11 protein-coding genes and 1 pseudogene are annotated in these 13,618 nt (G+C 72.1%); 7 read left to right on the forward strand and 5 right to left on the reverse strand.

Translation table 11 applies throughout. From position 1 onward, the window contains the following. Nucleotides 1–65: 65 nt before the first annotated feature. Nucleotides 66–683: a DUF3000 domain-containing protein gene (locus tag ISU07_RS13555; protein ID WP_194707321.1), complete on the forward strand. Its 618-nt coding sequence runs from the start codon at nucleotides 66–68 to the stop codon at nucleotides 681–683. Next, complete coding sequence (locus ISU07_RS13560) at nucleotides 683–2,071, forward strand: ribonuclease D (RefSeq protein WP_194707322.1); 1,389 nt, start codon at nucleotides 683–685, stop codon at nucleotides 2,069–2,071. Before ISU07_RS13555 ends, ISU07_RS13560 begins: the two co-directional genes overlap by 1 nt. On the opposite strand, the gene ISU07_RS13565 is transcribed toward ISU07_RS13560, so the two are convergent. Beyond that, a complete protein-coding gene (locus ISU07_RS13565) occupies nucleotides 2,046–3,485 on the reverse strand; it encodes an extracellular solute-binding protein (RefSeq protein ID WP_194707323.1) in 1,440 nt (479 codons plus the stop codon). The genes ISU07_RS13560 and ISU07_RS13565 overlap by 26 nt on opposite strands. Nucleotides 3,486–3,620: 135 nt before the next feature. On the opposite strand from ISU07_RS13565, the gene ISU07_RS13570 reads away from it, so the two are divergent. Continuing rightward, nucleotides 3,621–4,232 (forward strand): hypothetical protein, encoded by a 612-nt coding sequence (locus ISU07_RS13570; RefSeq protein ID WP_194707324.1) that lies wholly within the window; start codon nucleotides 3,621–3,623, stop codon nucleotides 4,230–4,232. Between the two features lie 106 nt (nucleotides 4,233–4,338). Here ISU07_RS13570 and ISU07_RS13575 read toward each other — a convergent pair whose 3' ends face one another. The 4 genes from ISU07_RS13575 to ISU07_RS13590 all read right to left on the reverse strand — a co-directional run bounded on the left by ISU07_RS13575 (nucleotide 4,339) and on the right by ISU07_RS13590 (nucleotide 10,161). Continuing rightward, nucleotides 4,339–4,734 carry a type II toxin-antitoxin system PemK/MazF family toxin gene (locus ISU07_RS13575; RefSeq protein ID WP_194707325.1) on the reverse strand — a complete coding sequence of 132 codons (396 nt, stop codon included), beginning with the start codon at nucleotides 4,732–4,734 and terminating at the stop codon, nucleotides 4,339–4,341. A gap of 177 nt (nucleotides 4,735–4,911) precedes the next feature. Next, nucleotides 4,912–5,505: a hypothetical protein gene (locus ISU07_RS13580; protein ID WP_194707326.1), complete on the reverse strand. Its 594-nt coding sequence runs from the start codon at nucleotides 5,503–5,505 to the stop codon at nucleotides 4,912–4,914. An 11-nt stretch (nucleotides 5,506–5,516) separates the two neighbouring features. Then, nucleotides 5,517–9,305 carry an ATP-dependent RNA helicase HrpA gene (gene hrpA / locus ISU07_RS13585; RefSeq protein WP_194707327.1) on the reverse strand — a complete coding sequence of 1,263 codons (3,789 nt, stop codon included), beginning with the start codon at nucleotides 9,303–9,305 and terminating at the stop codon, nucleotides 5,517–5,519. A gap of 148 nt (nucleotides 9,306–9,453) precedes the next feature. After that, the gene (locus ISU07_RS13590) at nucleotides 9,454–10,161 is read right to left on the reverse strand and encodes a hypothetical protein (protein WP_228521833.1); all 708 of its coding nucleotides are present in this window, start codon (nucleotides 10,159–10,161) and stop codon (nucleotides 9,454–9,456) included. An 87-nt stretch (nucleotides 10,162–10,248) separates the two neighbouring features. On the opposite strand from ISU07_RS13590, the gene ISU07_RS13595 reads away from it, so the two are divergent. The 4 genes and pseudogenes from ISU07_RS13595 to ISU07_RS13610 all read left to right on the forward strand — a co-directional run. Continuing rightward, complete coding sequence (locus ISU07_RS13595) at nucleotides 10,249–10,956, forward strand: response regulator transcription factor (RefSeq protein WP_323742599.1); 708 nt, start codon at nucleotides 10,249–10,251, stop codon at nucleotides 10,954–10,956. Beyond that, entirely contained in the window at nucleotides 10,956–12,434 is a 1,479-nt protein-coding gene (locus tag ISU07_RS13600) for a sensor histidine kinase (RefSeq protein ID WP_194707328.1), read from the forward strand. Before ISU07_RS13595 ends, ISU07_RS13600 begins: the two co-directional genes overlap by 1 nt. Before the next feature lie 56 nt (nucleotides 12,435–12,490). Next, nucleotides 12,491–13,111 (forward strand): pyridoxamine 5'-phosphate oxidase family protein, encoded by a 621-nt coding sequence (locus ISU07_RS13605; RefSeq protein ID WP_194707329.1) that lies wholly within the window; start codon nucleotides 12,491–12,493, stop codon nucleotides 13,109–13,111. 79 nt (nucleotides 13,112–13,190) lie between these two features. After that, a pseudogene (locus tag ISU07_RS13610) lies at nucleotides 13,191–13,618 on the forward strand (DUF222 domain-containing protein); the annotation flags it as partial.

The raw sequence follows: 13,618 nt of genomic DNA on the forward strand, positions 1-13,618 counted from the left end.
AATCGTCCCAGGTCAGTCGGCGTGTTCGCACATCGGCACTGGACGACCGACCTACTGTTGAACCCATGGTGGTCCGTCAAGAGACCCACCCGGGGACGGGTGCGGACTCGAGCCCCCCCGAGTTCCGGGCGGCGGTGGCCTCCATGCGCGCGGCGCGGTTGCGTCCCGAGGTCTTCTGCGAGGAGATGCCGGCGCCGCAGCGGATCGCGCCGTACGCCGCCGCGCTCACCGCCGACGTGACCGTGGACGGCACGGACCTGGGCACCGGGCGGATCATCCTGCTGCACGACCCGGCGGGCAACGACGCCTGGGACGGCACCTACCGCTGCGTGGCCTACGCCCGCGCGGAGATCGACCTGGACCTGGTCACCGACCCGATGCTGGCGGCGGTCGGCTGGTCGTGGCTGACCGAGGCCCTGGACGCGCACGGCGCGGAGTACACCGCCGCGTCCGGCACCGTCACCCGCGTGGCCACCGAGAGCTTCGGCGGCATGTCCGACGAGGGCGGCTCCGCCCAGCTCGAGCTGCGGGCCTCGTGGACGCCCATCGGCTCGGCCGCGGGTCTCGACGTCGCTCCCCACGTGGAGGCCTGGGGCGAGCTCCTGTGCACGGCCGTCGGCCTCGAACCAGTCCCTGAAGGGGTCACCGCCATCCCGAGCAGGCGAGGGCAGCGCGGTCGCTGATGCCGCCCGCCGAGAAACTTCCCCACGACGACCCCGAGATCGACGCCGAGATCGACCCCGAGACGGACTCAGGCGCTCCCGCCGACGAGCCGCCGGCCGACGTCCCCCTCCTCCCGCTGCGTGACGGCCTGCCGCGCATCGTGGACACCGACGCCGGGCTGGCCGAGGTGTGCGCGGCCCTCGCCGCCGGCACGGGACCGGTGGCGATCGACGCCGAACGGGCGTCCGGCTACCGGTACTCCGCCCGCGCGTACCTCATCCAGCTGCGTCGCGAGGGTGCCGGCACGGCGCTGGTCGACCCGATCGCCTTCGACTCGTTGGCGCCGCTCCAGAAGGTGCTCGAGGGCACCGAGTGGATCCTGCACGCCGCCACCCAGGACCTGCCGTGCCTCACCGAGCTGGGGCTCTACCCGACCCGGCTGTTCGACACCGAGCTCGCGGGCCGGCTGCTCGGGTACCCCCGCGTCGGTCTCGCCTCACTCGTCGAGACCCTGCTCGGGCAGCGGATGGCCAAGGAGCACTCCGCCGTCGACTGGTCGACGCGGCCGCTGCCCGAGCCGTGGCTCGAGTACGCCGCGCTGGACGTCGAGATGCTGATCGAGCTGCGCGAGGTGCTGGCGCGCGAGCTGGTCGCGTCCGGCAAGGAGTTCTGGGCCGCGGAGGAGTTCGACTGGCTGCGCGGGTTCACCCAGCAGGCCCGCGTGGACCAGTGGCGGCGCACGTCCGGGCTGCACAAGGTCCGCGGCCGCCGCGCGCTCGGCGCCGTCCGGGCGCTCTGGACGACGCGCGACCAGATCGCCGCCGAGCGGGACGTCACGCCGACCCGGATCATCCCGGACTCCGCGATCATCGCCGCGGCGCTGGCCATGCCGACCACGCGGGCGGCGCTCAAGGCCACCAAGGGCTTCTACGGGCGAGGAGCCGACCGGTACGCCGGCCGGTGGGTCGCCGTGCTGGCGCAGGTCCGTGACCTGCCCGAGAGCCAGCTGCCCACGCGCTCCCCGCGTGCCGAGGGCCCGCCTCCGCCGCGTGCCTGGGCCGACAAGGACCCGGTCGCGGCGCGGCGGCTCCAGCTCGCCCGCGAGGCCATCACCGCGCTGGCCGAGCAGCAGGACGTGCCGGCCGAGAACCTGCTGACCCCCGACTTCGTCCGGCGGGTGCTCTGGACCCCTCCGCACACGCGTGAGGAGGAGCCGCTGACCCGCGCGATGGCCATGACGTTGCGCGACTTCGGAGCCCGGGCCTGGCAGGTACGACTGACCGCTCCCCTGCTCGCCGAGGCCGTGCTGGCCGCCGACCGCGAGGTCGCGGAGGGCAAGGTCGTCGTGGAGCCGACCCAGGCGACAGACGCGGACGAGCCGGCTAGTACCCCGACGGAGACCCCGTAGGACTCCCGGTCGTCGCGTCGCTCGGGCTCTGCGTCCCGTCGGTCGGGCTGGGCGTGGCCGTCTCGGGGTTGAGGATCGGCTGCGAGGCCAGGTCGATGTCCTGACCCACCGCGGCCAGGTCGAGGATCGGGGCACCGTAGAAGAGCTGCTGGAGGTACGGCGCCACCACGTCGTCGAGGTCGTCCCACGTGTCCAGCAGCGGCGGGATCGCCATCTTGCCGAGCGCGTCGTTGAAGACCGTGGCCGAGAGCGGCGCCTGGTCGGGCTGGAGGAAGTCGTCGGAGTACGCGACCTCCTGGTTGGCCGGTTGGAGGTAGCCGCGTTTGGCGACCTCGGTGACCGCGTCGGTGCTGGTGGCGTACACCAGGAAGTCCGCGGCGGTCGCCGGGCTCACGGCGGTCGCGGAGATGCAGAGCGCCGAGATCTCGCCGGTCGTCGCCTGGCTGTCGATCGTCGGGATCGGCATCACGTCCCAGTGGAGCGCAGGCACCTTGCGCAGCTGCGGCACGAGCGCACGGCTGCCGGTGATCATCCCGAGCTTGCCCGCCTCGAACCACTCCAGCGCCGGCTTCTCGGCCAGCTGCTCCTCGGTGAGGGTCAGCTTCGGGTCGCGGAACAGGGTGAGCATCGTCTGCAGTGCCGCCTGGGTGCCCTCACCGCTGAACGCCAGCGAGGTCGGGTCGCTGTCGTCGTCGAAGAGGTCGCCGCCGCCGGAGTACACGAACGGCGCGATGCCCGGCAGCGTCGGCTCGACCGAGACACCCTTGGTGCCCTTGCTGGGTCTCGCAGCGAACTCGGCGGCCGCCACGAACTCGTCCCAGCTCCACCGCTTGTGGTCGTTCGGGACCTCGAGCCCGCGCAGCTCCATCCGCTCGAAGTCGACCAGGTCCTCGTTGTAGAAGACGACCTGAGGGGCGACGCCGTACGGCATGCACTGCAGGCGGTTGTCGGCACTGAACGCGGTCAGCGCGTCTCGGCTGTAGACGTCGCCGAAGTCCACGCCCCGCTCGTCGAGCAGCGAGTCGACGGGCCGGGTCAGCTGGTTGTCGAGGTACCAGCGCATGTCGCGGCGCGACACCAGGAACACGTCCGGGAGCGGGTCGCCGCGCTCGACCGCGGTGCGCAGGCCGTCGTGGCCCTTCCAGTGCTCGACGTCCACCTCGGCCCGCTCGGTGGTCGAGTCGAAGTGCCGGGCCATGTCGGTGTACGCCGCCACCTCGTCGGGCGAGCCGTAGACCCCGAAGGTCAGCTTCACCGGCTCGGACGGGGAGGACGGCGCGCTGCTGGTCTCCGGCGGAGGGTTCGGTGAGCTGCTGGAGTCGGTCGTGCACGCGGCCAACGAGAGGACCAGCGCCGTCGTCACCGCCACCACCGTGAGGCCCGCCCCGAGCACGCGCGTGACCGCCGACCTCACCCGCTGCTCCTCCTCTGCCCCTCTGCCGGGGGCTCACTGTAGTGCCCGCGACGGACGGTACGACACCGACGGTTGCCGCCCCGGAAGCCCGTGTCGTGACGGGCTGGAGGCGCCCACGGCTCCTACGATCAGCGCGTGCTGACTTCCCCCAGTACGTTCCGGATGACCTTGCTCACCTGCCTGGTCGTCGCCGTGACGGTGCTCACCTCCTGCGGCGACGAGGCGCACCCCTCCTCCGCGATCGCCCAGGTGCCGAAGCGCAAGATCGGCCCGGCAGCCCACCTCCTCGCGACCGACAAGATGCCGACGGCCGGCGCCGACTGGACCGGTGTGGACACGACCGACGCCGACGAGGTGCTCGGTCCCTGCCACCTCACCTCGCTGGTCGACATCGGGGCGCTGTCCGCCGCCCGACGTACGTGGAGCTCGTCGGCCTCCTCGCCCAAGGCCGTGCAGGTGGTGGCGAAGTTCGCCGACAACAAGTCCGCCTGGCGCGCCCACCAGGTCCTCGACTCCTGGCAGGCCGACTGTGCCGGCCGGGTCGACGGCACGGTCGGCGACCGACGTGCCGTCGAGGTGGCCACCGGCTCCGCGGAGGCCTACCGCGTCGCCCAGGGCGACCGGGCCACCGACCTCGGCATCGTCCGCAAGGGCGAGTACCTCAGCGTCGTCTCGTTCACCAGCCCCGCCTCCTCCGACCCCGCCCCCACCAAGGCCGCCCTCAAGCGGATCGCCGCGACGTTCTGACCCGCTGGTCGAGGAAGGCGCGCTAGCGCCTGTCACGAGACCCCGTGAGCGAGCTGCCCACGTCCAGGGGTCTCGTGACGGGACTTCGTCCCTCCTCGACCAGCGGTCAGAGGGCGTGGTGCTCGCGCGCAGCCGCGACGACCGCCTCGAACGTCGCCCGGTCCAGCGCCGCTCCCTCGCGGCGGATGGCGGAGTCGTCGAGGACGAGGAGACGGTCCAGCCGTACCTCGCTGGGCCGGCCCTCGTGGTCCCAGGCGCCCGTACCGACGTCCATCCAGTACCTGCCCCAGTGCGCCTCGTCCTCGGCGTCTCGGTCGTGGTCCTTGCTGGTGAGCATCAGGCCGAGCCAGGTGCCAGGTTCGGTACCCCGCGCGAGCAGCAGCACGGGCCGGTCCTTGCCCTGGGACGGGTCCTCCTCGTAGGGGACCCAGCCCCACACGACCTCGCCGGGGTCCGGTTCGCCGTCGACCTCGGGCGCGTAGACGATCCCGGGCTCATCCATGGGGACAGCCTAGGGAACCACCGGGATCAGAGTGTGTGTGCCGGACCGGGAGCGCCTCACGGCGCAAGGCCGCTCGTAGCGGCTGAAGTTGGGACCCGGGGCTGCCGCGGCCCGGCACACGCCAAGAGTTTAGTGCTTCGTGGGTGACCGCGGGGAATTTGTGACCAGGCGCGAGTTTCAGGCCAGCGAGTGGTCCAGCTCGAGCCGTGCGGCCGACTCCAGCTGGTCGGCCAGGGTCTGCATCCGCGACGCCTCCTCGGCCGGTACGTCGAGGGCCGCCCGCCCGGTCGCGACCACGCGCGCGAACGCCGCGGCGCGGAACAGCACGTCCACGAACTCCGACATCGCGATCCCGCGCAGCACGTGGTCGACCATCGTCTTCAACTCCTCCGGCCCGGGAGGGTCGGCCACGCCGGCGACCGCGCCCGCGACCGGCGCGTGCAGCCGTCCGGCCTCGAACTGGCGCGCGACGCCCGCCGGGTCGGCGTACACCCACTGCCGCAGCAGGAACAACCGCCACAGGCAACCGGCCAGCGAGTCCGCCGCGGCGCGCGACCACAGCTCGGCGATCGTCTCGATCCCCTCGGTCTCGGCCAGGTGCGTCAGCCGCTCGCCGATCTCGGCCTGCTCCGGACCGCGCGCCCCGCGCACGATGAGCTGGGCAGCGCGGTCTGCGGCCTCCGCGACCAGGGCCGGGTCACTGCCGCCCTCGATGGCCTCGAAGAACCGGTCGCCGGGCGTCAGCGGCTTGTGATGGGGTCGCTCTGTCATCACGCAGCAGGCTACGACCGCGAGGTGCTCTTGTCTGCGAGGGCCCGCCGGATGCGTTGGTCCGAGATCGAGTACGCCGTCCCGAGCTGTTGCGCCCACAGCGAGACGCGGTACTCCTCGAGCATCCACCGCACCCGCCGCAGGGCTGCCCCGGGAGGACGTCCTGCGGGCAGCGCGGCAACGTGGTTGAGGTAGGACGCCTGCACGTCGGCGACCTGCGCCATCAGCTGGGCGTCCTTCGCCACCTGGGAGTCCAGCCGCTCGCGGCGGTGGTCGACGGCCATCAGGTAGACCGGGTACCGGCGCAGCTGCTCGGGACCGGCCTCCCCCACGAACCCGCGGTCGACCAGCCGGCTCACCTGAGCGCGCATGTCCTGCATCGCGGCCAGCGTCGTCAGCTCGGCGCGGCCGCTGATCCGCTTCTCGGTCTGGCGCCACACCTCCAGCACCCGCAGCACGTCGGCGAGCACGGCCGCCAGCCGCTCCTCGAGGACGCCGTCGAGCTCCTCGGCGAGCGCGTCGTACGCCCTCTCGTCGCGGACCGGCGGGTGAGCGTCCACGACGGATCCGGCGACGGCGGCACGCAGGTCGTCGACCAGCTCGGCGACGGTCGGGTACGGCGAGCCGGCCAGTCCCAGCTTCTCGGCATTCCCCAGGGCAGCAAGGGGATCGAGGTTCCTCATGCCGAGCAGCAGCAGGCGTCGTACGCCGAGCCGGTGCCTGGCGTCCGCCTCGTCGGCCGACCCGTACACGCCCATCCCGACGGTCGCGCCCTCGTCGACGAGCGCCGGGAAGCCGCGCACCTCGTGGCCGGCCCGTCGCTGGAGCACGGCCTCCTCGATCGTGCCGAACGTCCACGTCGTCTGCCCGGTCGCCGAGAGACCCTCGGACGTGGCGACCTCGGCCAGCGCCGCGTCGAAGGCCGGCCGTAGGGGCGCCTTCAGCGCTTCGAGGTCCTTGCCCCGCGCCTGCTCGGTGCCGGCGTCGTCGACGACGCGGTAGGTCGGCCGCAGGTGCGCGGGCACCTTCTCCCAGTCCCAGGCCTCGCGCGGGACGACGACGCCGGTGGTCGACCGCAGGTACCTCTCCAGCGCGTCCAGCAAGGGTTCGTCGCCGGCCGGCACGCGGGCCAGGAACTCGCGGGCGGTGTTGGGCGCCGGCACGAAGGACACCCGGAGGTTCTTGGGCAGGCTGCGGATCAGGTCGGTGACCAGCTCCGCGCGCAGGCCGGGGACGTTCCAGGAGAAGTCGTCGGCCTCCACCCGGTTGAGGGTGGCGACGGGCACGTCGATGGTGAGGCCGTCGTCGGCGGAGCCGGGCTGGAACACGTAGGAGATCGGGAACGTCAGGCCCTCGGCCTCCCACGCCTGCGGGTAGTCCGCCTCGCGCACCTCCTCGACCGTGTCGTTCGTGAGCATCGCCGGGTCGAAGGTCAGCAGGTCCGGGGCACGGCGGCGGACCTCCTTCCACCACGAGTCGAAGTGCGCACCGCTGACGACCTCCGGCCCGATGCGCGCGTCGTAGAACTCGAAGAGCGTGTGCTCGTCGACCACGATGTCGCGGCGGCGGGCGCGGTGCTCGAGCTCCTCGGCCTCCTCCAGCAGGCGGAGGTTCTCCCGGTAGAACTTCTGCGTCGTCGACCACTCGCCGTACACGAGCGCGTGCCGGATGAACATCTCGCGGCTGAGCGCCTGGTCGATGCGGCCGTACTGCACCAGCCGGTCGGCGACCAACGGGACGCCGTACAGCGTCACCCGCTCGTAGGCCATCACCGCGGCGCGCTTCTTGGACCAGTGCGGCTCGGAGTACGTGCGCTTGACCAGGTGCGCGCCGATGCGCTCGGCCCACTCGGGTTGGATCGCGGCGTTCTGGCGGGCCCAGAGACGGCCGGTCTCGACGAGCTCGCCGGCCATCAGGTACGCCGGGTTGGCGCCCTTCAGCCCGCTGCCGGGGAAGACCGCGAACCTGCTGTTGCGCGCGCCCAGGTACTCCCGGGGGCCCCGGACGCGCTCATTCCCCCTGGCCTGCACGCGCTCCTCGAGCATCCCGATGTGGCTGAGCAGACCGGCCAGCAGGGACTGGTGGATCGCGTCGTCGTCCGGCTCCCCGGACGGCTTCCCGAGGTCGATCCGCATCTCCTTGCAGACCTGGCGCAGCTGGGACTCGAAGTCCTGCCACTCGCGGACGCGCAGGTAGTTGAGGTACTCGCGCCTGCACATCCGCCGGAACGCGCTGCCCGACAGCTCGCGCTGCTGCTCGCGCAGGTAGCGCCAGAGGTTGAGCCAGGTGAGGAAGTCCGACTTCTTGTCGGTGAACCGCGCGTGCTGCTGGTCGGCCTGCGGCCGTTGCTCGGCCGGTCGCTCGCGCGGGTCCTGGAGGGACAGGGCAGCCGCGATGACGAGCACGTCGCGGACGACGCCGAGCCGCTCGGCCTCCAGGATCATCCGCCCCAGGCGCGGGTCGATCGGCAGCCGGGCGAGCCGCTGCCCGACCTTGGTCAGCCGTTGCCGCTCCTGCACAGCGCCGAGCTCCTCGAGCAGCTGGACGCCGTCAGCGACGTTCCTCTTGTCCGGCGGGTCGACGAAGGGGAACCGGGCGATGTCGCCGAGCCGCAGCGACGTCATCTGGAGGATGACCGAGGCCAGGTTGGTGCGCAGGATCTCCGGGTCGGTGAAGACGGGCCGGGACTCGAAGTCCTCCTCGGCGTAGAGCCGGATGGCGATGCCGGCCTCGACGCGTCCGCAGCGGCCGGAGCGCTGGCGCGCCGACGCCTGGCTGATCGCCTCGATGGGCAGGCGTTGCACCTTGGTGCGGGCCGAGTAGCGGGAGATACGTGCGACGCCCGAGTCCACGACGTACCGGATGCCCGGCACGGTGAGGGAGGTCTCGGCGACGTTGGTGGCGAGGACGATGCGGCGGCCGGGGTGGCCCTGCGTATGGGGAGCGAAGACACGATGTTGTTCAGCGGCCGACAACCGTGAGTACAGCGGCACGATCTCGTCGTTCGGCCGCTCTGCGGTCAGCACCTCGGCGGTGTCGCGGATCTCCCGCTCCCCGGGGAGGAACACCAGGATGTCGCCGGGTCCCTCGCGGCCGAGCTCTGCGCAAGCGTCGACGATCGCCTCGGTCTGGTCGCGGACGATCGCCTCGCCCTCCTCGTCCTCCTCGGGGAGCTCGACGAGCGGGCGGTACCTGACCTCGACGGGGTACGTGCGGCCGGACACCTCGACGATCGGCGCCGGCTTCCCCCGGCGATCCGCGAAGTGCTGCGCGAACCGCTCCGGGTCGATGGTCGCGCTGGTGATGATGAGCTTCAGGTCGGGGCGGCGCGGCAGCAGCCGCTTGAGGTACCCGAGCAGGAAGTCGATGTTGAGGCTCCGCTCGTGCGCCTCGTCGATGATGATCGTGTCGTACTTCCGCAGGTCCCGGTCCCGCTGCAGCTCGGCCAGCAGGATGCCGTCGGTCATCAGCTTCACCCGGCCGGCGCGCGACGTCTTGTCGGTGAAGCGGACCTGGTACCCGACCACGTCGCCCAGCTCGGACCCCATCTCGCTGGCGATCCGCTCGGCCACCGACCGGGCCGCGATCCGGCGCGGCTGGGTGTGCCCGATGATCCCGTCCCGCCCGCCCTTGCCCCGTCCGAGGGTCAGGCAGATCTTGGGCAGCTGCGTGGTCTTGCCGGACCCGGTCTCGCCCGCGACCACGACCACTTGGTGGTCGCGGATGGCGGCGGCGATGTCGTCACGGCGCTGCGAGACCGGCAGCTCCGGCGGGAAGGTGATGTCCACGGCGGCGTCCATGGTGCCAGGCGCCGCCTGAGTCCTCCGAGCGAGTTCTCACGACCCGCGTGCGGTCGAGGCACGAGCCCGGACGCGAGGGGGGTCGTGAGATCGAGGAGCGCCGACCCACACCGGCGCGCAGCGACGGGATGGGTGGCGCGTCTCGAGATCAGCGGAGCTCGCAGCTCTTCCGTACCTCGGCGGTGCAGACGTCCTTGCCGGCGCGGCCGACCGCGCGGTCGTGACCGGGGCCACCGGTCAGCACGTCGTCGACCGGGCTGCCGGTGAGGACGTCGTTCCCGGGACCGCCGGACGCCAGGCGCAGCCCGTCGTGGTTGTCCCCGCCGGCGACCAGGCCGAGGCGGAGCACGTCGTCGCCGTCCTTCCCGGTGAGCAACGCCCCGTCGGTCGACCGGGCGACCAGGAGGTTGTCGGCCTTGGTCCCGTAGACGTTCACCCGGTGCCCCGACACGACGGCGTCCTCGAGGCTCCCCAGCCCGACCTGGAGGTGCACGTCACCGACGTCCCAGGTCGCCGACGAGTCCAGCTTCACGTCGATGTCGGAGTCGACGACGAGGACGATCGTGTCCTCGCCTCCACCGGCCCGGACCGGGTACGTCGGCGCGTAGAGCGTGCCCGCGCTCGCGTCCACGACCACGCAGACCACGTCGTCGCCGGCTCCGGCGTTCACCGATCCGGAGGAGGCGTACGGCGCCAGGATGACGTCGTCACCCGGCGTACCGGTGATCGTGGTGTCCGGCTGTCCCTCGATGGTGACGGCGAGCCCATGGCAGGTGGCGGCAGCGTGGACGCTCGTCGGCGTCGCCACGAGGGGCGCGGCGAGCAGCGCGGTCAGGGCCAGGATCCGGGCGTGCATGGGCCGACGATGTCATCCCCGCCACACGCGGGGGAAGGGACAGGGATCGCACAGGAAAGTCACAGCATCTTGGGACAGGCTGTGGTCATGGAGCTGACCCGCCCGGACGGTACGCCGCTGCGCGTCCTCGTCGTCGACGACGAGGTGAACATCGCGGAGCTGATCTCGATGGCCCTGAGGTACGAGGGGTTCGAGGTCGCGACCGCCCACACCGGGACCAAGGCCGTCAGCGTGGCCAAGACCTTCCGCCCCGACTCGGTCGTGCTCGACATGATGCTCCCCGACTTCGACGGCATGGAGGTGCTGCGCCGGATGCGGTCGTCCGACCCCGGCGTGCCCGTCCTCTTCCTGACCGCCCGCGACTCCGTCGAGGACCGGGTGGCCGGCCTGACCGCCGGCGGGGACGACTACGTGACCAAGCCGTTCTCGCTGGAGGAGGTTGTCGCGCGGCTCCGCGCGCTGATGCGGCGTACCGGCGCCCACCAGTCCTCCTCCACCTCCGTGCTCGTCGTCGGCGACCTGATGATGGACGAGGACAGCCGCGAGGTGACGCGGGACGGGCAGGACATCGCGCTGACGGCGACCGAGTTCGAGCTGCTGCGGTTCCTGATGCGCAACCCCAAGCGGGTGCTGTCGAAGGCCCAGATCCTCGACCGCGTCTGGAACTACGACTTCGGCGGCCAGGCCAACGTCGTCGAGCTGTACATCTCCTACCTGCGCAAGAAGATCGACGCCGGCCGTGAGCCGATGATCCACACCATGCGCGGTGCCGGGTATGTCCTGAAGCCGGCCTGATGGACCGTTTCCGATCGCTGGCGTCCCGGCTGGTGCTGACCGCGGTGGTGCTGGTCGCCGTGGTGTGCCTACTCATCGCGGGCGCGACCACGCTGGCCATGCGGAGCTACCTCAACGGTCGTCTCGACGACCAGGTGCGGGAGTCCCTGGCCCGCGAGATCCGCGAGCCCCGAGGACCGGGGGACGGCCCGCAACGGTTCTCCTCCGTCGGCAGCCTGCGGGCGACGTACCCGCAGGGCCTCCAGGCCGCGGGTGACGTGGTCGCGGACAGCGACGAGGACGACGTCGGGCCCGCACCCGAGGACCTGGGTCGCGCTGCTCTCGACCAGCTCGCCGCGGTCGCGGTGGACGGCGAACCGCACGACCTGGTCGTGACCGGCGAAGGTGCGTACCGCGTCATCGCGACGAAGGTGACGTTCCTCCTCACCGACGGGACGAGGGTTCCAGGGGTGCTGGTGGTCGGCCTGCCGTCCGGCAGCGTCGACCAGACGCTCGGCAGCCTCATCGGCTGGGAGGTGCTCCTCACCCTGCTGGGCGTCGCCGCGGCCGGCACGGTGGCCCTGGTCGTCGTACGGCGCCAGCTGCGCCCCCTGCGCGAGGTCGCCGCCACCGCCCACGCCGTCGCCGAGCTGCCGCTGGCGTCCGGCGCGATCACGCTGGACGAGCGGGTCCCGGCGCACCTGACCGACGAACGAACCGAGGTCGGCCAGGTCGGCTCGGCTCTCAACACGATGCTCGACCACGTCGGTTCGTCCCTCCAGGCGCGGCACCGCAGCGAGCAGCAGGTGCGGCAGTTCGTGGCCGATGCCTCGCACGAGCTGCGCACGCCGCTGACCACGATCGCGGGGTACACCGAGCTCGCCCGCAGGCGTCCCGACGACCGGGCTGCCACCGACACCGCCCTGGCCAAGGTCGAGGAGGAGTCCGCCCGGATGACCGCGCTCGTCGAGGACCTCCTCCTCCTCGCCCGCCTCGACTCCGGCCGTCCGCTCGAGTCCGAGCCGGTCGACGTCAGCCGCCTGCTCGTCGAGGCGGTGTCCGACCAACGTGTGCTGGCGCCCGACCACCAGTGGCGCCTGTCGCTGCCCGAGGAGTCGGTCGAGGTCCGCGGCGACGAGCATCGGCTCCACCAGGTCGTGACGAACCTGCTGACCAACGCGCGCAAGTACACGCCGGCCGGCACCACCGTGACCGTGAGCGCCGGTCCCGGGGGCTTCTCCGTGCACGACGACGGCCCCGGCTTCCCCCCGGACCTGGTGGACAAGGCGTTCGAGCGCTTCGTGCGCGGCGACGAGGCCCGGGTCCGGGCCGCCGGCGACGGCGGCTACGGACTGGGCCTGTCGCTGGTGACCGCGATCGTCACCGCCCACGGCGGGACGGTCAGCCTCCGGTCCGCGCCGGGCGACACCACCGTCTCCGTCGCGTTCGGTGCGGCACTGCCGGCACCTGCCGGAGTGCCAGCCTCCGCTGATCCGTAAGGCAGTGGAAAGACCTCGGCCTGCCCCGTCCGGCGCGGCGGCGGGAGACTCGGGCCATGCCGTACGGGTTTCACGAAGGCAGCCGCTCCCTGCAGGACCACTTCGACACGCGCAGGCTGGCCGACCGGATCGACGACCTGCTCGTGCACGACACGATTGCCGCCCACGAACGGGCGTTCATCGAGGCGCGGGACATGTTCTTCCTCGCCACCGTGGACGCCGACGGGCGCCCGACCTGCTCCTACAAGGGCGGCGCGCCCGGCTTCGTCCGGGTGCTCGACGAACGCACTCTGGCGTTCCCGAGCTACGACGGCAACGGGATGTACCTGTCCCTGGGCAACGTGCTGTCCACCGGTGAGGTCGGCATGCTGTTCATCGACCTCGAGCGGGGCCACCGCATGCGCCTCGAGGGCACCGCGAGCATCGACCTCGAGGACCCGCTGCGCGCGGAGTACCCGGAGGCGCAGCTGGTCGTGCGGGTCCGGGCGCGCGCCGTGTACCCGAACTGCCCGCGGTACATCCACCGCTACGAGCAGGTACGTCGCTCGCGGTTCGTCCCGCAGGAGGAGTGCCTGACCCCGGTGCCGGAATGGAAGCGGTCCGCGTGGGCCTACGACTCCCTTCCCGAGCACGACCCCGCCCGCGATCCCGGGGATCGCGAGGTTCTCGGCCGCTAGCGTGCCGACCCGGCAGAGGCACGATTCCCCAGGTCTTGCAGGCGTCATCGATGTCGGTGGTCGGTGCTTGGGTGGGTACATGAGCACGGCGGTGGTGGAGCGGTTCGAGGTCGTCGACCTCGATCCCAGCGGTGTGCTCGATGCGCTCTCCGACAGCGATGCCGAGGAGCGCCGGGCGACGGCGCGGAAGCTGGCGTTGGCCTACCAGTGGGCGGTGCTGCACCCCGCGACCGACCGCTCGAACGTCCTGGAGTCCCCGGAGTCGCTGGGTGGTGACGGGACACCGGAGGTGGCGGCGTTCACCGCCGAGCCGTTGGCGGTGCGGCTGCGGATCACCCCCGGGGCGGCCGCCGCGCTGATCGGCGACGCCCTGGACCTGGTGCACCGGCACCCGCGGCTGTGGCGCAAGGTCCAGGCGCTGCGGGTGCCGGCCTGGCAGGCCCGCCGGGTCGCCCAGCAGACCCGCACCCTCCCGTTGCCCAGCGCCCGGTGGGTCGACGACCAGCT

Origin of the sequence: Nocardioides islandensis (assembly GCF_015352455.1) — a bacterium.
GTDB lineage: Bacteria > Actinomycetota > Actinomycetes > Propionibacteriales > Nocardioidaceae > Nocardioides > Nocardioides islandensis.

What these genes read in the sequence shown, in the direction of transcription:
- ISU07_RS13555 (WP_194707321.1), top strand. Translation starts at nt 66, where the DNA reads ATGGTGGTCCGTCAAGAGACCCACCCGGGGACGGGTGCGGACTCGAGC.
- ISU07_RS13560 (WP_194707322.1), top strand. Translation starts at nt 683, where the DNA reads ATGCCGCCCGCCGAGAAACTTCCCCACGACGACCCCGAGATCGACGCC.
- ISU07_RS13575 (WP_194707325.1), bottom strand. Translation starts at nt 4,734, where the DNA reads ATGGATGAGCCCGGGATCGTCTACGCGCCCGAGGTCGACGGCGAACCG.
- ISU07_RS13580 (WP_194707326.1), bottom strand. Translation starts at nt 5,505, where the DNA reads ATGACAGAGCGACCCCATCACAAGCCGCTGACGCCCGGCGACCGGTTC.
- hrpA (WP_194707327.1), bottom strand. Translation starts at nt 9,305, where the DNA reads ATGGACGCCGCCGTGGACATCACCTTCCCGCCGGAGCTGCCGGTCTCG.
- ISU07_RS13590 (WP_228521833.1), bottom strand. Translation starts at nt 10,161, where the DNA reads ATGCACGCCCGGATCCTGGCCCTGACCGCGCTGCTCGCCGCGCCCCTC.
- ISU07_RS13595 (WP_323742599.1), top strand. Translation starts at nt 10,249, where the DNA reads ATGGAGCTGACCCGCCCGGACGGTACGCCGCTGCGCGTCCTCGTCGTC.
- ISU07_RS13600 (WP_194707328.1), top strand. Translation starts at nt 10,956, where the DNA reads ATGGACCGTTTCCGATCGCTGGCGTCCCGGCTGGTGCTGACCGCGGTG.
- ISU07_RS13605 (WP_194707329.1), top strand. Translation starts at nt 12,491, where the DNA reads ATGCCGTACGGGTTTCACGAAGGCAGCCGCTCCCTGCAGGACCACTTC.